Origin of the sequence: Paeniglutamicibacter selenitireducens (genome assembly GCF_051550675.1) — a bacterium.
Classification (GTDB): Bacteria; Actinomycetota; Actinomycetes; order Actinomycetales; family Micrococcaceae; genus Paeniglutamicibacter.
In genome coordinates, this window is the sequence record NZ_JBPULF010000001.1 from 592620 (window position 1) to 614474 (window position 21855).

A 21855-nucleotide genomic window follows, 5' to 3' on the forward strand; every position below is an offset into this window, starting at 1 on the left:
CCGGGCGGGTGCGCCCGGGACCTTCGCCGTTCGGGCAGGGGGTCAAGCAGCGGATCAGGCGTCGACGCGGACCTGGTTCAGCGCGTCGGCGTAGGCCGAGAGGCGCGAGAGCACCGCGGTGGCCTGCTCCGGGGAGACAGCGTCGAGGCCCCGGGTGGGGGTCAGCACCAGGGCATCGAGCCGGGCGTCGGGCAGGCCCAGCTGCCGCCAGGGACGGCGGATACTTGCCACGGCCTCCACGACGCCGGGGGCCGCGGTGTCAGGGGCGAGGCAGCCCAGCCAGAGCCGGTGCCCCGCTTCCACGGTGCCGGCCAGCAACTCCCATCCGGGAACCGTCAGGTCCTCGGCGTTGACGCCGAGCCCGTCGACGCCCGCTTCCAGTGCCGTCGTGGCGATTTTCGTCCAGGTGGCGGGTTCGCCGGCACTGCCGAGCACCACCTGGTGGGCGCCGGCGTCCTTCAGCGACTCGACAAGCCCTGCCCACCAGGAGCGGACCTCGGCCACGGGCACCGAACGCAGGGTGCGGTAGCCGCTGGCGGTGGGCAGCGTGCCGTTGAGCACCGCGCCGGCGTCGGGCTCCTCGATGTAGACGGTGAGAAGTTCGCGGCCCGTGCCGCGGGCGACGTCGCGCAGGTGGCGGGCCGCGCCCAACGCGAGGGACTGGGCCAGGTCGCGGCGCGCCCCGACATCGCTGAGCGCGCGTTCACCTTGGTGCAGGTAGAGGTTTGCGGCAAGCGTGGCAGGACCCGGCAGCTGGATCTTCAGTTCCCGGCCACCGGACTCCTCGGCCCCAATCACGTCGCCGAGCACGTTCAGGTCGGTGCGCAGTGCGGAGGCCGCGCGCCGCGCGTCGATGCCAGGGGCCGAGGCGAGCCGCCAGCCGTGCGGCTGCAGGTCGACGCCGAGCTCCTCCAGGAACATCGCGCCGCGGCCGATGGAGTCCGAGCCGACACCCCGCTCCGGCAGCTGGTGCAGGTGGGGAAGGTTGGGTTCGCCGAGTTCGCCGCGGATGATGCGCTGGCTTTCGAGCGGGTCGGTACCGGGCATCGGGCCGTGCCCGCTGGCCTGGACCTGCCGGGATTCGGCAGCGGCGTCGCCGGCCTGCGTGCTGGGGGTGTTCATCTGCACGAGCCGTCTAGTGTTCGTGCTCTGCGTGGGAGGCGGAGATCGTCTGGTGGTGCCGGATGACCTCGGAAATGATGAAGTTCATGAACTTCTCGGCGAACTCGGGGTCCAGGTGCGCCTCCTGGGCGAGCCGGCGCAGACGCTCGATCTGCGCCTTCTCGCGGCCCGGATCGCTGGCCGGAAGCTGGTGCACGGCCTTGAGGTGGCCCACGCGCTGGGTGGCCTTGAAGCGCTCGGCCAGCAGGTACACCAGCTGGGCGTCGAAGTTGTCGATGCTGCCGCGGATGGAGAGCAGTTCCTCCATGACCTCGTCGCGGACCGTCCCGGAGAGGGAACTGGTCGTCGGGTCGTAGTCGACCTGTCGGTCGTTGTCCGCGGCCTGCGGGGTGGTCTGTGGGCTCATGCCTTCCAGTCTATGGTTCGCGCAGCATGCCTACGCAACCGTGACGCGCCCGGAGTCGCACGTCGGGACGGGATCGCCGGCCGGATACGGCAACGGGATGCGCCGGTGTCAACCAACGCATCCCGTTGCCGTGCGGGCCCGCCTAGCTTGCCTTCAGGAACGCGATCCGGCGCGCTTCCTGCTCGACGGGGTCGGGCACCGGCAGCGAGGCGATCAGCCGCTTGGTGTAGGGGTGCTCCGGGCTGCCCATGACGCGGGAGCCGATGCCTTCCTCCACCAGTTTGCCGCGGTACAGCACGCCCACCCAGGTGGAGAGCATGTCCACCACGGCCAGGTCGTGGGAGATGAACAGGGCCGCGAAGCCCAGCTCCTGCTGCAGCTCCTTGAACAGCTCGAGCACCTTGGCCTGGACCGAGACGTCCAGCGCGCTGGTCGGCTCGTCGGCGATCAGCAGCTTCGGGTCAAGGGCCAACGCCCGGGCCAGCGAGGCGCGCTGGCGCTGCCCGCCGGAAAGCTCGTGCGGGAAGCGGTCGGCGAAGGACCGGGGCAGCTGGACGGCCTCCAGGAGTTCGTCGACGCGCCGGCGGGCCTCGAGCGCCGAGACCTTCCGGTGCACCAGCAGCGGCTCGGCGACACACGCACCGATGCTCAGCTGCGGGTTGAAGCTGGCCGCGGGATCCTGGAAGACGAAACCGATGTCCTGGCGAAGCTTCTTGAAGTTCCGCTCCTTGAAGCCGAGCATCTCGTGCCCCAGCACCTTCAGCGATCCCCCGCTGACCCGGTTCAGGCCGGCGATGGCCCGGCCGATGGTGGTCTTGCCGGAACCCGACTCGCCCACCAGCCCATAGACCTCGCCCGCGCAGATCCGCAGCGACACGTTGTCGACTGCGGTGAAGGCGGGGGTGCCCATGCGTCCCGGGTAGGTGATGTTCAGGTTTGTCGCCTCGACCAACACGTCCTTGTCCTGCCCGGCGCGTTCGGTCATGCCCTCCGAGGCCGAGTGCCGGCCCAGGTGCGGCACCGCGGCCAGCAGCGCCTTGGTGTAGTCCTCGCGCGGGTTGGCGAAGAGCTCGAGGGACGGGGCGGTCTCCACGACCTTGCCCTGGTACATCACCACCACGCGGTCGGCCAGGTCCGCGACAACGCCCATGTTGTGGGTGATCAGCACGATCCCGGTGTTGAACTCGTCGCGCACCTCGCGCAGCAGCTCGAGGATCTCCGCCTGCACCGTCACATCCAGCGCGGTCGTCGGCTCGTCGGCGACGATCAGCGCCGGGTTCAGCGCGAGCGCCGCGGCGATGACCACGCGCTGCTTCTGGCCGCCGGAGAACTGGTGCGGGTAGTAGTTGACGCGTTTTTCCGGTTCCGGGATGCCGACCTTGCGCAGCACCTCGATGGCGCGGGCCTTGGCCTCCTTCTTGGAGACCTTGCCGTGGGCGCGGAGGCCCTCGGCGATCTGCCAGCCCACGGTGTACACGGGGTTCAGGGCCGTGGAGGGCTCCTGGAAGACCATGGACACGTCGTTGCCGCGCACCGCGCGCAGCTCGCTGCCGCGCAGCGTCAGCATGTTGTTGCCGCGCAGCACCACGGCCCCGCGGGCCGTGGCCGTCTCGGCCAGCAGGCCCAGCACGGTGCGTGCCGTCACGGACTTGCCGGAGCCGGATTCGCCCACGACGGCCACGACCTCGCCGGCGGCGACCTGGAAGCTGACTCCCTGGACCGCGGCGACATCGCCGGCGTCGGTGGCGAAATCGACCTCGAGTTCCTCGATGCTCAGCACCGTGCCGTCGGCCCGGGCCCCGGTGGGGGTGCGGTTCTCGCTCATGCCTGGACCTTTCCGCCGGTGGGCAGGGTCGTGTTCTTCGTCTTGGTCTTGCGGCGTTTGCGCAGTCGCGGATCCGCCAGGTCGTTCATGGACTCGCCCACCAGGGTCAGGCCCAGCACCGTCAGCACGATGGCCGCGCCGGGGAAGACGCCCGTCCACCAAATGCCGCTCGTGGCGTCGGAGAGCGCGCGGTTCAGGTCGAAGCCCCATTCCGCGGCCTTGGTCGGCTCGATGCCGAAGCCCAGGAAGCCCAGGCCCGCCAGGGTCAGCAGCGCCTCCGAGGCGTTGAGCGTGAAGATCAGCGGCAGCGTGCGGGTCGCGTTGCGGAAGACGTGCTTGAACATGATGCGCCAGCTGGAGGCGCCGACGACCTTGGCGGACTCGACGAACGGCTCCGCCTTCAGGCGCACCGTCTCCGCGCGGATCACCCGGAAGTACTGCGGGATGAACACCACGGTGATGGAGATCGCCGCGGCGAGGATGCCGGTCCAGAGGCCGGACTGCCCGTGCGAGATGACGATCGACATGACGATGGCCAACAGCAGCGACGGGAAGGCGTAGATGGCGTCGGCCAGCACGACAAGCACGCGGTCAAGCCAGCCGCCGATGTAGCCGGAGACAAGGCCAAGGAACACGCCGGCGAAGATGGAGAAGACCACGGCGACGACGATGACCAGGGCCGCGGTCTGGGCACCCCAGAGGGTGCGGGAGAACACGTCGAAGCCGCCGACGGTGGTGCCCCAGAGGAAGCGGCCGCCCGGCGGCTCCTGCGTGGGGAAGCTGCCCTGGTCGTCGGCGATCTGGGCGTAGCCGTAGGGCGCTATCAGCGGCGCCAGCAGCGCGGTAAGCAGGAAGGCCACGGTCAGGACCAATCCGGCCACGAGCATGCCGCGCTGCAGGCCGGCACTCATCTGCAGGTGGGAGACGATCGGCAGTCTGGAGGAGAGCGGGCGCTTGCGCGGACGCAATGGTGCAGTGGTGGTGCTCATGGGCTAGAACCTCACTCGCGGGTCGATGAGCGCGGCGATGATGTCCACGATGAAGTTGGTGACGGCCACGATGACGGCCAGCAGCACCACGATGCCCTGCACCGCCACGAAGTCGCGCGCGGTGAGGTACTGGGCCAGCTGGAAGCCCAGGCCCTTCCACTCGAAGGTGGTTTCGGTGAGCACCGCGCCGCCGAGCAGCAGCGCGATCTGCAGGCCCATCACGGTGATGATGGGGATCAGTGCCGGGCGGTAGGCGTGCTTGGTGAGCAGTCGGTACTCGGAGACACCGCGCGAGCGGCCGGCCTCCACGTAGTCGCGTCCCAGGGTGCCGATCACGTTGGTGCGCACCAGGCGCAGGAACACGCCGGCGGTGAGCAGGCCCAGTGCGACGGCCGGCAGGATGGCGTGCTGGATGACGTCGGAGGCCGCGGCCATGTTGCCCGAGCGCAGGGCGTCGAGCAGGAAGATGCCGCTCGGGTTCTGCAGGCTGGTCAGTTGCAGCTCGGCGTTGACCCCGGCACGTCCGGCGATGGGCAGCCAGCCCAGCCAGACACCGAAGACGAGTTTGAGCAGCAGGCCGGCGAAGAACACCGGGGTGGCGTAGCAGAGGATCGCGAAGACGCGCAGCACGGCATCGGGCCAGCGGTCACGCATCCGTGCGGCAACCAGGCCGAAGGGGATGCCGATCAGCAGGGCGATGACCAGCGAGTTGAATGCCAGCTCCAGGGTGGCGGCACCGTAGGTGGCCAGCACCTCGGTGACCGCGCGGTTGTCGGAGATGGTGCGCCCGAAGTTGCCGGTGAAGACCTGGCCGAGGTACTCGAAATACTGAACAATCACCGGGCGGTCGTAGCCGGCCGCGTGGATGCGTTCGGCCAGCTGGTCCGGGGTGAGCCGCCCGCCCAGGGCCGCGGTGATCGGGTCGCCTGTGACGCGCATCAGGAAGAACACGAGGGTCACGAGGATGAAGATGGTGGGGAATATCAACAGGAAGCGGGTGACGAGGTAGCGCGCAAAGCTGCCTCCTGCTTTCTTTGCCGCCGGGCTCGCCGACGGGGGTGCCGCCGGTGCATCGGCGAGGTCGTTCATGATTGCCATTGACAATGCGTCCTAGCTTGGAAGGGGTTATCTGTCCGGGGCGCAGTCCCGGGGCAACCTGGGCTCCTCCCCCGCGTCGGGGAAGGAGCCCAGGTGGTGGTGGCCCGCGATGCTGCGTGCGGGTGGACGGCTACTTGCCGAGTACGCCCAAGCGGAACTTGAACGAGGCGTCCAAGGTCTTCTCGACGCCCGTGACCCCGGCGCCTGCAACGGCAACCTGCGCGCCCTGGAGCAGCGGCAGGGTGGAGAGGTCGCCGGCGACCTTGGTCTGGATCTCCTCGATCTTCTCCGTGCGCTTCGCCGCATCGGTTTCCACGCGCTGCTCGCTGATCAGCTTGTCAACTTCCGGGTTGTCGTAGCCGTTGCCCAGGAAGTTGTCCTTGGCGAAGAACGGGCTCAGGAAGTTGTCGGCATCCGAGTAGTCCGGGAACCAGCCCAGCTGGTAGGCCGGGTAGTCGGTGACGCGCGACTTCTGGTAGGTGACCCACTCGGTGGACTGCAGGTCGACCTTGAACAGGCCGCCGGTTTCCAGCTGCGCCTTGACCTTTGCATACTCGTCGCCCGAGCTCGGGCCGTAGTGGTCCGGGTTGTACTGCAGCTTCAGGTCCACCGGCGTGCTCACACCGGCAGCCTCGAGCACGGCCTTGGCCTTGTCCAGCGACGGACCGCCGTTTTCGCCGTACATTTCCTTCAGCGGCTCGATGGCTCCGGTGAAGCCCTGCGGGACGTAGGAGTAGACCGGCAGGTAGGTGCCCTTGTAGACGTCGTTGGCGATCGCTTCGCGGTCGACGAGGTTTGCGGCTGCCTGGCGGACGGCCAGGGACTTCGCCGGGTCCGCGTCGGAGGTCTTGGCGCCGTGCGGCATGATGTCGAAGTTGAAGACGATGTAGCGCAATTCGCCGCCCGGGCCCTTGTGGACCTTGACCTTGGAATCGCTGCTCAGCGACTCCACGTCGGTCGGCGAGAGCGAGCGCCAGGCAACGTCGATGTTGCCCTGCTGCACATCGAGCTTCAGGTTGTTCGAATCGGCGTAGTACTTGATGTTCGAGGCGCTGTTGGCCGGCGCTCCGAGCATGCCCTTGTACCCGTCGTAGGCCTTGAAGGAGACCAGCGAGTTCTTGGCGTAGCTTTCGATGGTGTACTGGCCGGCGAAGGCCTTGCCGGCGACGATGTCCTCGTCGCTGACGACCTTGTCGGCCGGGAAGACCTCGTCGTCGACGATCGGCGCGACGGGGCTGGTCAGGATCTGCGGCCACGTCTGGTCGTTGCCGCTCCTGAGCTTGAAGACCACGGTGGTGGCGTCCGGTGCCTCAACGCTTTCGAGGTTGCCCAACAGCGAGGACGGGCCGTTCGGGTCGGCGATCTTCACCTGGCGGTCGAAGGAGTTCTTGACGTCCTTGGAGTCAAGGGTGTGCCCGTTGGCCCACTTCAGGTCTGCCTTCAGCTTGACCGTGTACTCGGTGGGGCTGGTGAACTCAGCCGATTCGGCAATGTCGTTCGCCGGCTCGGCGGAGCCCGGCATGGAGTTGAGCAGGAACGGGTAGATCTGGTTCATGACCATGAACGAACCGTTGTCGTAGGAGCCTGCGGGATCCAGCGAGGTTACCTTGTCGGTGGTTCCCAGGGTGATCGGGGCGCTGGCGGCGCCCGTCGATCCGCCGGAGGCGTCCGGGGTCGCGGCCGGACCCGTGCAGGCCGTGAGGGCCAGTGCGGAGATGCCAACGACGGCGGCGGCTACGCGCAAACCGTTTTTCTTGCGGGTCATGAGCAATCCTTCTCTTTCTGCGAGTGCATGGATTGTGGGGTAAACCACAACTCGTACAGCCTAAGTGATTGCCGTCACAAGATGTCAATAAATCGGGGCACGCCACGCAATGAATCTGAAACGTTATCTTCAAGGGCATCGCCGGAGGTCAATCCGGAACATGACGGTGCTCACCAAGCACCCCTCGGCCGCGTGTTGTGGCCTACGCTTGAAGGCGATGATGACACGTAGAGACGCCGCGATCGCCCTGGACATTCCGATGGAGATGGCGAAGCGACACAACATTCCCGCCCGCTTGAGCGAGGCCGAATTCACCGAGATCAACACCAATCCCCCGGCTTGGCTCGTGCAGTCGCGCGCCAACAAGCAGGGCAAGCGCCCCGTGTGGGTGCACCTGACCTGCGCGGTGTGCGGGTTCAGCGAGGCCGAACGGCCCAAGAAGTGGTGGCCGGAATTCGATTTTGTGCACTGCGCCCACCACGGGCCCGCGCAGCTGCCCTCCCTGGAGGCAGGCAAGACCCGCCTGGAGTATCCGGACATCTCCACCCACATGTACGGCATCGTGGACGAAGCCAAGGTCTGAGCGCGCCGCCCGGAACCGCAACGGTCCCGTTTCACGTCCGCCAAGTGCGGCAGGGAAACGGGACCTTTGCGTATCACCATGGGACGTGAGGCAAAACCTCCGCCCAGAAACTAGGATTCCAATGCACTTGAACAAGAAGGCACTCAAAGCCGACGGATTCGCCGGGTTCCGGCCCATCAGTTCCCTTGAGATCAACCGGATCCCACAACATCAGGGCATTTTCGCCATTTTGCGACCCGCAGGCTTCGAACCTCACTACATTCCCAAGAGCACAGCGGGCGTCTTCAAGAAGAAGAACCCCTCCCTGGCGCAGGCCGAGCTCAGCGCAGAATGGGTCGCCGACGCGGTCGTGTTGTACATCGGCAAAGCCGGGCCCGGCAGCAAGGGCAATCGCGGGCTGCGACGCCAGATCCAGGAATTCGTGGACTTCGGACAAGGAAAGCCGCCGGGGCACTGGGACGGCCGACTGATCTGGCAGCTGGCTGATGCGGGGAACCTGGTCGTTGCGTGGAAGGAGCTGCCCGCCGAAGAGCTCAACGCCGCCCTCGCGAACTACCACGAGCGGTTCCTCGGGGACTACGGCAGGCTGCCGTTCGCAAACCTTGTCCAGGCCCGTACTTAGGGCGCGCCCACCTAGACGCAGCACTCCCGGCATCGCACATAGATGCCCCGGCCCGGCAGGCGGCCACCGGCAACTCCTGTCCGGGTCCAGAGCCTCGGATCGCAAGTTTCGGTGCACAATCGAGACATGATATTTGGCGGCATCGTTCCCGAAGACGCACCCGACCCACGCATCGAACAGGCCCGGCTCCTCAATCTCATGCCGATCCCCGTGATGGGCCTCGTGGACCAGGCCTCGCTGGAGGAGGCGGATACCATCGGCTTTCAATCCAGCGAAGGAATTCATGGATACAGCGACATGACGGTGGGTCTCAGTTACACACTCTGGCGAAACCCGAACGACCATTCGGACCCCGTTAACCTCGCCGATCTCGACGCCGAGGTGAGAACCGCCATCGAACAGGTTCCCCCCTGGCCGCGGCCCGCGTGGCTGGCGGAGCATGTTGGACGTTTGCGCTACCCATTGCTCTGGGAAGCCGTGAGAACAGCCTGGCACCGAGACCCATCCGAGCGTACAACGGTGGGTGAACTGCTGGTCGACCACGTCAACTACATCCTCATGAACCAATTTCGGCAGGAACGCGGGCTCAGCGGATACCCGTGGGACCGGCCCGCACCGGATGTGACCGTCCGAGCGGTGAATCGCCGGGTCACGGTCCTGGTCAACGGAATCGAGATGCCTGCAGCGGAGATCGACACGGATCCCTTCGTGTACGGCATCGGCTCGGAATTGGGCGCCGGAGGCGTCGTGACGGCGGTAATTCCGCGCGCCGAGCTTGGGCACGTCCGGATGGAATTCGCTACGAGGCGCTAACGGTCACAGTGCGTCGCGGATGGATGGCCGGCGTTCGAGGGCAACGACAACGGTTTGCGACACCGTCGGAGCCCCGGCCCGCCGGCTCGAGTGGCCGTCGACGGACGGGTCCCGAAGGCATAATGAACTGCATGACGCCGAACGAGGAACTGGACCGGATCTTTGCCGCACGGGACCGGGACAACATGCAGCCAACCATCGACGCGCTGCTGCCGCTCCTGGATGCGAACCCGTTGAATGCCCGGGTGCTCTACGAGGTGGGCGGGGCCTACGACACCGCGGGCCAGGAGCCGGCTGCGGCGGCCTTCTACGAGCGGGCCCTCGACGCCGGACTGTCGGGTGACCTGTTGCGCCGCTGCTACCTCCAGTACGGCTCCACCTTGCGGAACCTCGGCGAACTCGAGCGATCCGCGGACGTCTTTGACAGGGCCCGAAGCGATTTTCCCGATTCCCCGTCGCTGGCAGCGTTCCGAGCCATCACGCTTCATGCCTCCGGCCACCTCGACGAGGCTGTCGCGTCCCTGCTTGAGCTGGTTGCCGGGAGCGTGGATTCCCCCGACCTGGAACGCTACAAGCCCGCGATCCGCGGCAACGCCTCATACATCCGTTCCCTGGCCGCATCTCCTCCCCCGACAAAGCCCAGCGGGAAACACTGAAGAGCGCACGAGGCCAGGCCGGGGAGCCCGGCCTGGCCTCGTGGGCAGGTCAGTCCCGGCACACCGCCTACGCCTATTCCGGCGATGCGCCGATCTGCTGCATGAGTGACGTCGTATCGGTGATCCCCCAGTGCTCGACTACCTTGCCGCCTTCGGTTCGGATGATGTCGATCGACTCGAACTCGATGCTCTGGCCGGTCGCCGCGACACCCATCAATTCACCCCGGTGCGTGCCGGCAAGCACCGTGTGGACGGCTTCGAGGTTCCCCTCCGCAAGGGAGGGCTCGAAGGACTGGACGTTCAGGTCCGGCAGGGCGCTGCGCATCATCTCGACGAAGAACCTCACCCCGTCCTTGCCCGGCGGCTGGCCCGGCAGGCTCTCGTGGTCGACGAATCCCTCCGCCACCAGCTCGTCGATGAGGTCGGTGTTCCCGCCGGCCAGCACCTCCTCGTAGAAACGCTTGATCAATCCCGTTCCATCAGACATGGCCAACTCCCTTGGTGCAATTCCTCCCCCGGCACCATGGTCCCACCACCGGCAGGCGGGTACAACGGAGATTCCGCACAGACCCCGGAACGCCGAAGGCCCCGCCGGCTGGATGATCCAGGCGGCGGGGCCTTCGGGGTGTCTGCGTGCGGAACTAGGCGATCAGGCTCGGGTCCCAGGCAGCGGAACGCGCCGAGTCGATGGTCGCCTGGCCCAGCACGCGGGTGCCCTGGTAGACGACCATCGTCTGGCCCGGGGCCACCCCGCGCATCGGCTCGATGAGCGTCGCGACAAGGACGTTGCCGCCGTCGGCCTGCGGCTCGACGCGCGCGCGGGCGTCGACGGGGTCGCCGTGCGCGCGGACCTGGACCATGCAGTCGAACTCCGTGCCGGTCTCGGCATCGGGAATCGGCAGACCGGCCCAGGAGATGCGGATCCCGCGCAGCTCGTCGACCGCCAGCAGCTTCTCGGGGCCGACGATGACCTTGTTCTCCTTCGGGCGGATCTCCAGCACGAAGCGCGGCTTGCCGTCGGCGGCCGGGACGCCGAGCTTCAGGCCCTTGCGCTGGCCGACGGTGAAGGCGTGCGCGCCCTCGTGGGTGCCCAGGGACTTGCCCTCGGAGTCGACGATCTCGCCCTGGGTCATGTCGATGCGTTCGGCGAGCCAGCCGCGGGTGTCCCCGTCCGGGATGAAGCAGATGTCGTGGCTGTCGGGCTTGTTGGCCACCGAAAGGCCGCGGGCCTCGGCCTCGGCGCGGACCTCTGCCTTGGAGGGGGTGTCGGCCAGCGGGAAGATGCAGTGTTCCAGCTGTTCGTGGGTCAGCACGCCGAGCACGTAGGACTGGTCCTTGGCCCAGTCGGCGGCGCGGTGCAGCTCGGGGTTGCCTTCGGCGTCGCGGATCACCTTGGCGTAGTGGCCGGTGCACACCGCGTCGAAGCCCAGCGCGATGGCCTTCTCCAGCAGCGCGGCGAACTTGATGCGCTCGTTGCAGCGCATGCACGGGTTCGGGGTGCGGCCGGCCTCGTACTCGGCGACGAAGTCGTCGACGACGTCCTCCTTGAAGCGCTCGGAGAAATCCCACACGTAGTAGGGGATGCCGAGCTTGTCGCAGGCGCGCCACGCGTCGTTGGAGTCCTCGACGGTGCAGCAGCCGCGGCTGCCGGTGCGCAGGGTGCCGGGCATGCGGGAGAGCGCCAGGTGGACGCCGACGACCTCGTGGCCCGCCTCGACGGCGCGTGCCGCCGCAACGGCCGAGTCGACCCCGCCGCTCATTGCTGCCAAAACCTTCATCGTGTAAACCCTGTCCCTGCCGTTTGGATGCTGCTGACTTGTGCGGCCATTCCGGCCTTTTGCGCGCGGGCGTAGGCCTCGGGCAGCGCGGCCACCAAGGTCTCCACGTCGGCGGCGGTGGTGGTGTGCCCGAGCGTGAAACGCTGGGCGCCACGGGCTGTTTCCTCGTCCCGGCCCATGGCCAGCAGGACGTGTGAGGGGCGCGGCACCCCTGCGGTGCAGGCGGACCCGGTGGAGGAATGCACCCCAAGCATGTCCAGCACGAAGAGCAGCGAGTCTCCCTCGCAGCCCGGGAACGTGAAGTGCGCGTTGCCTGGCAGCCGGGTGCCGGCGTGGGCCGCGTCCTCGGTGCCGTTGAACACGGCCTCCGGGACCAGCTCGCGCACCCCGGCCACCAGCGCGTCGCGCAGCACGGCCAGGCGTTCGTTTTCCTGCCCGAGGTTTTCCACGGCCTCGGCGGCGGCCGCCGCAAAGCCCGCGGCGGAGGCGGCGTTCAGCGTACCCGAACGCAGCGCTCGCTCGTGCCCGCCGCCGTGCTGGACAGGAGTCAGGACCACGTTGCGGCGCACGAAGAGCGCACCGATTCCCACCGGCCCGCCGATCTTGTGCCCGGAGACCGCCATGGTGGCCAGCCCGGAGGCCGCGAAGGAGATCGGGACGGCGGTGAAGGCCTGCACCGCGTCGGAGTGCACGGGGATGCCGTGGGGCTCGGCGAGCGCCACGACCTGCTCGATCGGTTGGATGCTGCCTACCTCGTTGTTCGCCCACATGACCGTGAGCAGTGCGATGGTCTCCGGGGCCCTGGCGATTTCCGCCTCGAGGACGGCGAGGTCAACCACGCCGTCGGCGTCCACGGGCAGCCAGGTGACCTCGGCGCCCTCGTGCGCCTCGAGCCATTCGACGGTGTCGAGCACCGCGTGGTGTTCGACGACGGAGCAGAGGATGCGGGTGCGTACCGGGTCCGAGTCGCGGCGGTTCCAGTACAGGCCCTTGAGCGCGAGGTTGTCCGATTCGGTGCCGCCGGAGGTGAAGATGACCTCGGAGGGGTGCGCGCCGGCGGCCGCGGCGAGCTGTTCGCGCGACTCCTCCATGACGCGGTGGGCGCGGCGCCCCGCCCCGTGCAGCGAGGAGGGGTTGCCGGTCTGCGCCAGCTCGCGGGTCATGGCCGCCAGGGCGCCGGGCGACATGGGCGTGGTGGCGGCGTGGTCGAGGTAAACGGGGGTGGTGCGCACCGGTCAATTCTACCGCCACGGCGCACGGGCCCGGCAGAGGCCTTGCTCACAAGCGCTGCTCCCGACCCGTTCGGTGGCCGGGAGCAGTGCCCGGCAACGGAGCGGCTAGGCGGTGAAACCGTCCTCGAGGGTCCCGCGGCGGGCATCGTCGTCATCGTCGTCGTCGTCATCTACCTCTGGAGCGACGGGCATCGGATTCACCGCGTCCCCCTCCAGGTCCAGGCGGGTGTCGATGAAGACCTCGTGGGCCTCGAGTTCCGCGCTGGCGAGCAGCGCGTCGACGAGCGCCCGGGAACCGGCGACGATGCTGGAATCCTCGTAGAGCTCGGTGGACAGCAGCCAGGACCTGTCCTCCGGCCAGGCCAGGTTGGGGGCCTGGCGCTGCTCGCCTTCGGAGGTGCGTGCCCACAGCGGACTGGCCAGGTCTTCGAACGTACCTTCGAAAACATAGTAGGCGCGGTAGCCCGAGCCCATCTGCAGGGTCGGTCCGTTGCGGACCTCCTCGGAGAAGGCGGGTCGCTTGGCCTCGGCGTTGGCGGCCTCCCGGCGCGCGGCGTTTTCCTCGGCGCCGAGCTCCGGGTCGTCGTCGTGCAACACCTCGATCCGGTCCCCGCCGTGGATGAACGCCAGCCCGTTCCACAGCGCCAGGTAGAGTTTCCCGGCCCCCGGCGTGTGCGCGGCAAGGATCGGTGCCAGTGCCGCGAGGTCCGCGGCGGACAGCCCGTCGCCGGAGGGAGCCTCGCCCTCCCAGGCGTCCTCCACCAGGGCGATGCCGTCCTCCCCGATGCCGGAGACCGGCGTGAACTGCGCCCCGCCGTGCATGGTGGTGCCGCGCCCCGCGGCGATCCTGCCCCAGCGCACGGCCTCGCCGTCCAGGCCCAACGCCGGGTGGAAGATGCGCGCGTAGGCCTCGTAGCCGGAGGGCACCTGCCCCGCCACGAGGTCCGCAGCCCCGGGCTCGGCCGCCTGCGCCGTGAGCGCATCGAGAATCCAGCCACCTGCCGCGGGTCCCGCAAAGTTCAAAGTCATGCCAACAGGTTACCGAGGATTCCCGCCGCGGGTGGGGCGGGTGCGACGCAAAACACCCCGAACCCGCCTGCCAGCTGGTATGAATGGATCAACTGCGTCAAGGGAGCAACACAACATGGGCATGTACCTACCGCCGCTGCGACACCCGGTGCACCACTTCGGCCACCGGAGCATCGACTTCTCCTCGAGCATCGCCCTGATGGCGATCATCAACCGCACCCCGGACAGCTTCTACGACGGCGGGGCGACCTTCGCCCTGCAGGCCGCGGTGGATGCGGCCCTTGCCGCCGTTGACGCGGGGGCGGACTGGATCGACATCGGCGGGGTGCCCTTCTCCCCCGGCCCGGCGCTCGGCTGGCAGGAGGAGGCACAGCGCGTGGTCCCGGTGATCGCGGCCGTGCGCGCCGTCTCCGACGTCGTCATCTCCGCGGACACCTTCCTGCCGGAGGTCGCCGCGGCGGCCATCGAGGCCGGGGCCGACGTCATCAACGACACCACGGGGCTGAGCAACCCGGAGCTCGGGCGGGTGGTGGCGGATGCCGGAGTGCACCTGGTGCTCACCCACTCGCTGGCGGCCCCGCGGACCATCTACCCCCGCCCGCACTACGACGACGTCGTCGCCGAGGTCGCGCACTACCTGCGCACCAAGGTGGAACTGGCCCGCTCGCTGGGCATCGCCGAGGACAAGCTGGTCATCGACCCCGGCCACGACCTGAACAAGAACACCCTGCACACCCTGGCACTGACCTCCGGGTTCGAGTCGATTGCCGCGCTGGGCTACCCGGCGCTTGCCGCGGTGTCGAACAAGGACTTCATCGGCGAGACGCTGGACCTGCCCAAGGCCGAGCGCACCGCCGGCTCCCTGGCCGCCGCGGCCATGTGCATCATGAACGGGGCCCGGATCATCAGGATGCACAACATCCCGGAGTCCGCCTCCGCGGTCCGCCTGCTGGAGGCCGCCATGGGCTGGCGCGAGCCCGCCTACCTGAAGCACAACATGGGTGATGTCAACGCACCCGCCCACCCCGGGCGCACGGCTGCCGAGTCGGAGAGCATTTCCGCGGAGGCCGACGCCTGATGCAGCGGCTCTATCCGGGGCACGTGGCGGATCCCGACGACGCCCAGCTGCTGGGTTTCTACGCTCCCCCGCCCGGCACCGCACCGTTCGTCCGGTTCAACTTCGTGGCCAGCATCGACGGTGCGGCCACCCACCGCGGGCTCTCCGCGCCCCTGGGTTCGCCAGCGGACAAGCGCGTCTTCTCCCTGTTGCGCCGGTTCGCCGATGTGATCCTGGTGGGCGCCGGAACCGTGCGGGCCGAGGGCTACGAGGGCGAACTGGTTGACGACGCGTCGCGCGCCTGGCGCCTGGCCCGCGGCATGCCCGAACGCCCCGTGCTGGCCGTCGTCTCCGGGCGCCTCGACCTTGATGAAACCGGCGAACTCTTCGCGCGGAACCCCGGCGAGATCCTGATCCTGACCTCCGCCTCGGCAGACACTTCCCGGGCGGCGGCGCTGTCCTCCGTGGCCGAGGTGGTGCGCAGCCCGCTTCCCGGCTCCGCCGTCGACCCGCTGTGGCTGCGCGAGATGCTGGGCGCCCGCGGGCACCGCGTCATCCACGCCGAGGGCGGGCCGCATCTGCTCGGCTCCTTCCAGCACGCCAACGCCATCGACAGCCTTTGCCTCACCACCGCGCCGCTGGTGGCCGGCGGCGACTCGGGGCGCATCAGTGCCGGGAACCCGGACAGCCCGCTGCACCGGCTGGCGCTGCACGGACTGCTGGAGGAGGACGGCAACCTGCTGGCCGAATACCGCCGCGGGCCCCTCGCCTGACCTTGTTGATTCCGACGCCGGAGCCGGGGCACCGGATCCACGCATGTGGAACCTAGAACAGCAGCTGCACGGCCCCCGGGGCCACCTCGATCTCCACGGGCAGCGCCCCGACCTCCTCGCCGTCACCGAACCCGCGCGTGTCCGCCGCCAGCAGGCGCAGGCGGCGGACCTGTTCGATGCGCACCGCCGGGTGGGCGATGTGCCTGCCGGAGAACACCGACGGGAAGATCCCCAGGAACCGCAGCCTGCCCAGCGGGGCGATGACCACCAGGTCCAGCATCCCGTCGGTGATGCTGGCCTGCGGCACGATCCGCATGCCCCCGCCGATGTACTGCGCGTTAGCAACGGACACCATCATGGCCCGCAGCCGTTCGCCCTTCCCGTCGATCTCCAGCGTGTAGCTGCGCGGCCTGAAGGCGACGAGCTCGCGCAGCAGCGCCAGGTTGTAGCGCTGGGCGCCGCGCGGCCAGCGCATCGCGTTGGCGCGCTCGTTGACCACCGCGTCGAAGCCCGCACTGAACACCCCGGCGACGTACCTGCTGCCGAACGCCCCGCTCACCCGTGCCGCGTCGACGGGGCGGGGGCCGGCCTCCAGGGCACGGGCGATGCGCTCGACGGCGATCTCGGGCACCTTCGGGCCGAGTCCCAGCATCCGGGCAAAGTCGTTGCCGGTGCCCGCCGGAACCACCCCCAGCGGCGTCCCGGTGGTGGCGACGGCGTTGAAGCCCAGGTGCACCATGCCGTCCCCGCCGACGACGACCAGCGCCCCGATGCCTTCGGCAACCCTGCGGCCCGCCTCCTGCTGCAGGTGCGCATAGCTTGGCGCCTCGAGGAGCTCGGCGTCGATGCCGCGGGCGGCCAGCGCGGCCATGGTGCGATCCACGGCGCGATGGCCGCGGCCGGTTCCTGCGCTGCGGTTGGCGGCGACGATGACACGTTGGTTTTGTTCCGGGGGCATCCGCCGAAAATACGTGCCGGCCCGCCCGCTGCGCAACCTTCGTGACGTGCAGCCTTCGTGAGATGCCGCGCGGGGTGCCCTTCGGGTGGCGCCGGACTGCGCGGACTTGCGCCGGCCCGCCAACACGCGGGCCTTGCGCGGCCGGGAAAGTTTAGCGCCACAAGGCCCAACCGGTAGGATTTCAGGAGCACCGGTTCCGTCCCCGCCCTGTCCCCCGCACCCCGGGACGCGGTCGGGGCCAAGCCCCCTGTCACCAGCGAAAGGTCTTCCACCCGTGGCCCAGCGTCGAACCCACTACGAGGTCCTGGGCATCGCGCGCACCGCAAGCGCCACGGAGATCAAGACCGCCTACCGCAAGGCCGCCCGGGCGACGCACCCGGACCACGGCGGGAACGCCGAGGACTTCGGTGCCGTGACCCTGGCCTACGAGACGCTCAGCGACCCGGCGGCCCGCGCGCGCTACGACCGCAGCTACGGCACCGAGTCCAGCTACCTGCGCGGCAAGGCCCCTTCCGCGGGCACCTACGGGCCGGCCGACGACGCCGGTGCCTCGATGCGCTTCGAGTCGAACGCCCCGCGTTCCTCCGCCTCGGACCCCACGGTGTTCGTTCCCCCGCTGCTCGAATCCCCCGACTCGCCGCTGGAAAAGGCCAAGTCCCTCCAGCAGATCCACGGGGCACCCCGCAAGCGCGGCATCTTCGGCGCGCACGCCCGGCTGGCCCGCGAGGCGCGGACGGTCCAACTGCTCTCGCGCCAACTGCTCCCGGCGCTGCCCTCCACCCGGCTTGTCAACGGGCTGCATGCCCCGGGCGGCGGATACATCGACCATGCGCTGCTCGGCGGCTACCGGCTGGCCATCGTGCATTCGATGCTGCTGCCCCGCGGCGTGTACCGCTGGGACGGGGCCTCGCTCTTCCGCGACGGCAAGCACATCGACCCGCCGCGCATCGCCCCGACGGTGCACCGGATGCAAGCGCTGTTCCCCGAGCTCAACGTCACGGGGTGGACGGTGATCCACTCCCCCGACGGCAACCTGCACGAGCCCGTCATCGACTACGCCCGCGGCGGGGAACCCGGCCCCACCAGCACCTCCAACGTCGTCAACGCCGTGAACCTGGTGCGCGAGATGAAGATGTTCCTGGGCACCGGACCGGCCCCGAACCTCGTGGACCGCTCGGTGCTCGCCCGGCTGCTCGGCGGCATGTACTAGCGCCGCCTCCCCGGGTCCACTCCGGGTTCCCTTCCCACCCCCACACACCGTTCACCACTACACCGTTCACTCACCACCCGAAGGCTGGACCCCCGTGTTTCGCATCCTGTTCTACACCCCCGAAATCCCCGGCAACACCGGCAACGCCATCCGACTGGCCGCCGTGACAGGCGCCGAGCTGCACCTGGTGGAGCCGCTGGGCTTCGACTTCGAGGACTCCAAGCTGCGCCGCGCGGGCCTGGACTACCACGACCTCGCCGTCGTCACAGTGCACAAGGACCTCGAGTCGGCCTGGGCGGCACTGGCCCCCGAGCGCGTCTTCGCCTTCACCTCCGAGGGCGAGACCCTGTACACCGACGTCGCCTACCGGCCCGGCGACGTGCTGATGTTCGGACCCGAGTCCGTCGGGCTGCCGGCAGGGGTCAAGGCGGACCCGCACGTGACCTCCACGGTACGCCTGCCCATGCTGGAGGCCCGCCGCTCGCTGAACCTCGCAAACTCCGCCTCGATCGCCCTCTACGAGGCCTGGCGCCAGCACGGTTTCGCCGCGGCGAGCACCAAGTAGCGCACCGGGGCGGCGCACCGCACCAAGCCGGCTCGCGGCCGGCACACACTCAACGCATAGCCTTTTCCCCTATGCTTACTGGTGGCCGGATCCGGCTTACCGAAAACCACCCGAAGGATGGCACACCATGAGCGGCACCGATCCCATGTACCCGGGGCATCGTGACGACGACAACGACGACCTCGGCATGGATCTCGTGGACCAAGTGTCCACCGACTCCGAAACCACCCGCAGGCCGTTGCAGAAGTGGGTGTTTGTCGTGGCCGGCCTCGCCGTCATCCTCATCGGCGTCGTCATCCTGCTGGCCAACCTGATACCCAAGAACTACGTCTCGCAGGTCGAGGGCGCCAAGGACAAGGTCGTGGTGCAGGCGGACCTGGAGGGCGGCGGGCACGCTGTGCTTGGCACCTCCGCCAAGGCCGACGCCGGGTCCATCGCCCTGACCGGGCTTCCGGCCATCGACGGCTCGGAACGCTACACGGTGTGGCTCATCGACGCCGCGTCCGACCGCGCCACGCTCCTGTCGACCGTCGAGTCCGGCGCCCAGAGCGCCACCGAGGGATTCAACGGGGCGGCGAACGTCGGCTCCGTGATGGTCACCATCGAACCGGCCGAGGGCAGCAGCACCCCTTCCACCGAGCCGCTGGCCGTGCTGGAAACCCCCGCCTCCAAGTAGCGGGAACCGGCCCGCGCACCGCGTCTTGACCTTGACGCTACGTCAACTCCTACGCTGGATCGCATGAGGCACCACCACCCCGCCGGGTACGGCATCTCGCAGCTGGCCAGGGATTCGGGAATCACCACCCGGACCCTGCGCCACTACGACGCCATCGGCCTGCTCGCCCCGTCCTTCACCGCCGCCAACGGCTACCGTTTCTACGGCCCGCCCGAAGTGCTGCGCCTGCAGCGCATCCTGCTGCTGAAGGAGCTGGGGCTGTCCCTCGAGACCATTTCCTCGGTGCTCGACGGGCAGCAGGACGAGCTCAAGGCCCTCGCCGCCCACGCCGGGTGGCTGGATGCCGAGCGCGAGCGGCTCGACGCCATGGCGGCGAGCGTGCGTGCCACCATCGCACACCTTCAGTCAGGAGAAGACATGGACCCCGCACAGGCATTCGACGGCTTCGGGCCGAACCCCTACGAGGCCGAGGCGCGGGAGCGCTGGGGCAACCGGGCAGTGGACGACGGCAACGCGCGGCTGCGCGCGCTGGGCCCCGGGGGCCGCGAGGCCCTGCTGGCCGAGCACGAGGCCATCGCCGACGCCCTGTACGAGGCCCTCGGCGCCGGGCTGGGACCGGGCGACCCGGAGGTGCAGGAGACGGTCGCCCGCCACCACGCCTGGGTCTGCCACAGCTGGACCCCCGGCCCCGAGGCCTATGCGGGCCTCGGGGAAATGTACGTGGCCGATGCCCGCTTCACCGCCTCCTACGACGCGCCGAAGCACGGCACCCCGCGCCCGGGCGTCGCGCGCCTGCTGGCGGCCGCCATCGCCCACTACGCCGAGGCCTCCCCGGAACGCTTCGAGGCGTAGCGCGCAGGCGGGAAACCGCCCGGCAGCAGCCGGGTTAGTAGCAGGGCCGGCAGCACAAAGCACGGGGCCAAGCGTGGATTTCCACGCTTGGCCCCGTGCTTTTCCCGTCCCGGCCGTGCCTGCCGCAGCATGCCGGCGCTGGGCTCAGAACCCGGCGATGGTGTCCGCCGCGTTGACCGCCACCACGTGGAAGGCCTCGGCCAGCGCCCCTTCGGCCAATCCGTACTCCCGGGCCTTGGCCAGGCACTGGGAGCGCACGTAGCGCTCCATCGCCGGGACGTCCGGGTGCTGGCTCAGGTGCTGGCGCAGCGCCTCCAGCTTGAGTTCAAAGACCCCGCTGATGTCCACCGCGTGGTTTTCGCGCTCCGTCGGCGCCCCGTAGAGCCACAGCCAGGGCAGCTTGTAGGCGTGCAGCCCGGCTTCCTCAAGTTCCGGGTAGGCGAACGGGTTCTCCACGGCCGGGTAGATCGCGCGGGTCACCGCCTCGCCGCAGGCCAGGTGGTCGGGGTGCGAGCGCTGGATGCGCTCCCAGTTCCGCTCCGGGTGCATGGCCAGCACCACCTCCGGGCGCACCGTGCGGATCAGCTCGACGATGCGCTTCTGCACCGCGTGGGTGGGTTCCAGGTAGCCGTCGCGCTCGCCCAGGAAGTGCACGGTGTCGACTCCCACGAGGGCGGCGGCGGCCCGCTGTTCGACGTGCCGGGTGGCGGTGATCTCCGCCGCGGTGCGCTCGTCGAACCCGCCGGCATCGCCGTCGGTCATGATGCAGTATTCGACGTGCACGCCCGCGGCGGTCCAGGCCGCCACGGTGCCCGAGGCGCCGAAGTCGAGGTCGTCGGGATGCGCGCCGAAGCAGAGCACCCGCTTCACGGGGTGCAGGGCCGGGTCGAAGACCATGCCCCTAGCCCTTGCGCCGGCGGATCTCGGCGGCGGCCTGCGGCAGCACCTGGGCCAGGTCCCCGACGATGCCCAGGTCCGCGATCTCGAACACCGGGGCGTCCGGGTCCTTGTTCACCGCGACGATGTAGGTGGAGGACTGCATGCCGGCCTTCTGCTGGATCGCCCCGGAGATGCCCGCGGAGACGTACAGCTGCGGGGACACGGTCTTGCCCGTCTGCCCGATCTGCGCCGAGTGGTCGATCCACCCGGCGTCGGTGGCGGCACGGGACGCTCCGATGGCGGCCCCCAGGGCGTCGGCAAGGTCCTCGACGGGGCCGAAATCCCCGTCGACGCCGCGCCCGCCGGCCACCACGAAGCGGGCCTCGGACAACTCCGGGCGGCCCGAGGCCGTGCGTTCAACGGTGCCGGTGATCCGGGCGGCCGGGCCCGGCTCGCCGGTCTCCAGGAACCGGATGTCCGCGGGGGTCGCTGCGGCCGGCTCCGCGGCGGGCAGGTGCACGCTGTTGGGCTTCAGCGTCACGAGCACCGGGCCGCGCGTGGCCTTCACCCGCACGGTGTAGCTGCCGGCCAGCACCGACTTGCCGACCACCAGGTCCGCGTCGACGTCGATGGCGTCGGTGACGACCCCGGCGTCGAGCTTCACTCCGGCGCGGGCCGCGACCTCGCGGCCGTGGCTGTCGTTGGGCAGCAGCACCGCGGTGGCGGCAAAGTCCCGGGCGGCGGCGGCCAGCAGGGCGGCCTGCGGGGCCACCAGCGCATCGCTTGCCGCTGCCGCGTAGAACCCGGTGGCGCCCCAGGCGGCCAGCCCGGCGCGTGCCGCGTCGTCGGCCTCGGCGCCGAGCACCGCGCGGACCTCGCCGAGCGTTCCGGCGAGGGTCAGCAGCTCGCGCTGCGACTTGGTCGGGACGGCGGCGGGCGCCGGGATGTAGACAAGAATGTGTGACAT

23 protein-coding genes are annotated in these 21855 nt (G+C 69.3%); 10 read left to right on the top strand and 13 right to left on the bottom strand.

The features are described from left to right. Positions 1 to 54 precede the first annotated feature (54 nt). The 6 genes from ACSYDW_RS02675 to ACSYDW_RS02700 all read right to left on the bottom strand — a co-directional run bounded on the left by ACSYDW_RS02675 (position 55) and on the right by ACSYDW_RS02700 (position 7205). Complete coding sequence (locus ACSYDW_RS02675) at positions 55 to 1122, bottom strand: uroporphyrinogen decarboxylase/cobalamine-independent methonine synthase family protein (protein WP_438337148.1); 1068 nt, start codon at positions 1120 to 1122, stop codon at positions 55 to 57. Between the two features lie 13 nt (positions 1123 to 1135). Next, positions 1136 to 1528 (bottom strand): chorismate mutase, encoded by a 393-nt coding sequence (locus ACSYDW_RS02680; protein ID WP_438337149.1) that lies wholly within the window; start codon positions 1526 to 1528, stop codon positions 1136 to 1138. Positions 1529 to 1670: 142 nt separating this feature from the next. After that, positions 1671 to 3353 carry a dipeptide ABC transporter ATP-binding protein gene (locus ACSYDW_RS02685; RefSeq protein ID WP_438337150.1) on the bottom strand — a complete coding sequence of 561 codons (1683 nt, stop codon included), beginning with the start codon at positions 3351 to 3353 and terminating at the stop codon, positions 1671 to 1673. Beyond that, the gene (locus tag ACSYDW_RS02690) at positions 3350 to 4342 is read right to left on the bottom strand and encodes an ABC transporter permease (RefSeq protein WP_438337151.1); all 993 of its coding nucleotides are present in this window, start codon (positions 4340 to 4342) and stop codon (positions 3350 to 3352) included. The genes ACSYDW_RS02685 and ACSYDW_RS02690 overlap by 4 nt, the downstream gene beginning before the upstream one ends. A gap of 3 nt (positions 4343 to 4345) precedes the next feature. Beyond that, positions 4346 to 5431, bottom strand: a complete 1086-nt coding sequence (locus tag ACSYDW_RS02695) for an ABC transporter permease (protein ID WP_438337323.1) — start codon at positions 5429 to 5431, stop codon at positions 4346 to 4348. A gap of 139 nt (positions 5432 to 5570) precedes the next feature. Continuing rightward, positions 5571 to 7205 carry an ABC transporter substrate-binding protein gene (locus tag ACSYDW_RS02700; RefSeq protein WP_438337152.1) on the bottom strand — a complete coding sequence of 545 codons (1635 nt, stop codon included), beginning with the start codon at positions 7203 to 7205 and terminating at the stop codon, positions 5571 to 5573. A 217-nt stretch (positions 7206 to 7422) separates the two neighbouring features. On the opposite strand from ACSYDW_RS02700, the gene ACSYDW_RS02705 reads away from it, so the two are divergent. From ACSYDW_RS02705 to ACSYDW_RS02720, 4 genes are all read left to right on the top strand, one after another. Then, on the top strand, positions 7423 to 7788 hold the full coding sequence (locus tag ACSYDW_RS02705; protein ID WP_438337153.1) for a hypothetical protein: 366 nt from the start codon (positions 7423 to 7425) through the stop codon (positions 7786 to 7788). Between the two features lie 121 nt (positions 7789 to 7909). Further along, positions 7910 to 8410 (top strand): hypothetical protein, encoded by a 501-nt coding sequence (locus ACSYDW_RS02710; protein ID WP_438337154.1) that lies wholly within the window; start codon positions 7910 to 7912, stop codon positions 8408 to 8410. 126 nt (positions 8411 to 8536) lie between these two features. Further along, complete coding sequence (locus ACSYDW_RS02715) at positions 8537 to 9223, top strand: hypothetical protein (protein ID WP_438337155.1); 687 nt, start codon at positions 8537 to 8539, stop codon at positions 9221 to 9223. 131 nt (positions 9224 to 9354) lie between these two features. Then, positions 9355 to 9879, top strand: a complete 525-nt coding sequence (locus ACSYDW_RS02720; RefSeq protein WP_438337156.1) for a tetratricopeptide repeat protein — start codon at positions 9355 to 9357, stop codon at positions 9877 to 9879. A gap of 73 nt (positions 9880 to 9952) precedes the next feature. Here ACSYDW_RS02720 and ACSYDW_RS02725 read toward each other — a convergent pair whose 3' ends face one another. The 4 genes from ACSYDW_RS02725 to ACSYDW_RS02740 all read right to left on the bottom strand — a co-directional run bounded on the left by ACSYDW_RS02725 (position 9953) and on the right by ACSYDW_RS02740 (position 13918). Then, positions 9953 to 10366: an ester cyclase gene (locus ACSYDW_RS02725; RefSeq protein ID WP_438337157.1), complete on the bottom strand. Its 414-nt coding sequence runs from the start codon at positions 10364 to 10366 to the stop codon at positions 9953 to 9955. A 154-nt stretch (positions 10367 to 10520) separates the two neighbouring features. Next, complete coding sequence (gene mnmA, locus ACSYDW_RS02730; RefSeq protein WP_438337158.1) at positions 10521 to 11657, bottom strand: tRNA 2-thiouridine(34) synthase MnmA; 1137 nt, start codon at positions 11655 to 11657, stop codon at positions 10521 to 10523. Next, on the bottom strand, positions 11654 to 12889 hold the full coding sequence (locus tag ACSYDW_RS02735; protein WP_438337159.1) for a cysteine desulfurase family protein: 1236 nt from the start codon (positions 12887 to 12889) through the stop codon (positions 11654 to 11656). Before ACSYDW_RS02735 ends, mnmA begins: the two co-directional genes overlap by 4 nt. 105 nt (positions 12890 to 12994) lie before the next feature. Continuing rightward, positions 12995 to 13918 (bottom strand): hypothetical protein, encoded by a 924-nt coding sequence (locus ACSYDW_RS02740; RefSeq protein WP_438337160.1) that lies wholly within the window; start codon positions 13916 to 13918, stop codon positions 12995 to 12997. Positions 13919 to 14033: 115 nt separating this feature from the next. Here ACSYDW_RS02740 and folP point away from each other — a divergent pair, with 115 nt between their 5' ends. Together folP and ACSYDW_RS02750 are read left to right on the top strand one after the other, a co-directional pair. Further along, positions 14034 to 14996: a dihydropteroate synthase gene (gene folP / locus ACSYDW_RS02745; RefSeq protein WP_438337161.1), complete on the top strand. Its 963-nt coding sequence runs from the start codon at positions 14034 to 14036 to the stop codon at positions 14994 to 14996. Then, the gene (locus tag ACSYDW_RS02750) at positions 14996 to 15748 is read left to right on the top strand and encodes a pyrimidine reductase family protein (RefSeq protein WP_438337162.1); all 753 of its coding nucleotides are present in this window, start codon (positions 14996 to 14998) and stop codon (positions 15746 to 15748) included. The genes folP and ACSYDW_RS02750 overlap by 1 nt, the downstream gene beginning before the upstream one ends. 52 nt (positions 15749 to 15800) lie before the next feature. Here the strand turns inward: ACSYDW_RS02750 and ACSYDW_RS02755 are convergent, their stop codons facing one another. Beyond that, positions 15801 to 16706, bottom strand: coding sequence for a diacylglycerol/lipid kinase family protein (locus tag ACSYDW_RS02755; RefSeq protein WP_438337163.1), 906 nt, complete (start codon positions 16704 to 16706; stop codon positions 15801 to 15803). A 274-nt stretch (positions 16707 to 16980) separates the two neighbouring features. On the opposite strand from ACSYDW_RS02755, the gene ACSYDW_RS02760 reads away from it, so the two are divergent. The 4 genes from ACSYDW_RS02760 (at position 16981) to ACSYDW_RS02775 (ending at position 20009) form a co-directional block, all read left to right on the top strand. Then, a complete protein-coding gene (locus tag ACSYDW_RS02760) occupies positions 16981 to 17916 on the top strand; it encodes a J domain-containing protein (RefSeq protein ID WP_438337164.1) in 936 nt (311 codons plus the stop codon). 94 nt (positions 17917 to 18010) lie between these two features. Then, entirely contained in the window at positions 18011 to 18481 is a 471-nt protein-coding gene (locus ACSYDW_RS02765; protein ID WP_438337165.1) for a tRNA (cytidine(34)-2'-O)-methyltransferase, read from the top strand. 127 nt (positions 18482 to 18608) lie between these two features. Beyond that, on the top strand, positions 18609 to 19157 hold the full coding sequence (locus ACSYDW_RS02770) for an anti-sigma factor domain-containing protein (RefSeq protein ID WP_438337166.1): 549 nt from the start codon (positions 18609 to 18611) through the stop codon (positions 19155 to 19157). Between the two features lie 63 nt (positions 19158 to 19220). Next, positions 19221 to 20009 carry a MerR family transcriptional regulator gene (locus ACSYDW_RS02775; protein WP_438337167.1) on the top strand — a complete coding sequence of 263 codons (789 nt, stop codon included), beginning with the start codon at positions 19221 to 19223 and terminating at the stop codon, positions 20007 to 20009. Between the two features lie 144 nt (positions 20010 to 20153). Here the strand turns inward: ACSYDW_RS02775 and ACSYDW_RS02780 are convergent, their stop codons facing one another. Further along, the gene (locus tag ACSYDW_RS02780; protein ID WP_438337168.1) at positions 20154 to 20906 is read right to left on the bottom strand and encodes a PIG-L deacetylase family protein; all 753 of its coding nucleotides are present in this window, start codon (positions 20904 to 20906) and stop codon (positions 20154 to 20156) included. 4 nt (positions 20907 to 20910) lie between these two features. Then, entirely contained in the window at positions 20911 to 21855 is a 945-nt protein-coding gene (locus ACSYDW_RS02785; protein ID WP_438337169.1) for an electron transfer flavoprotein subunit alpha/FixB family protein, read from the bottom strand.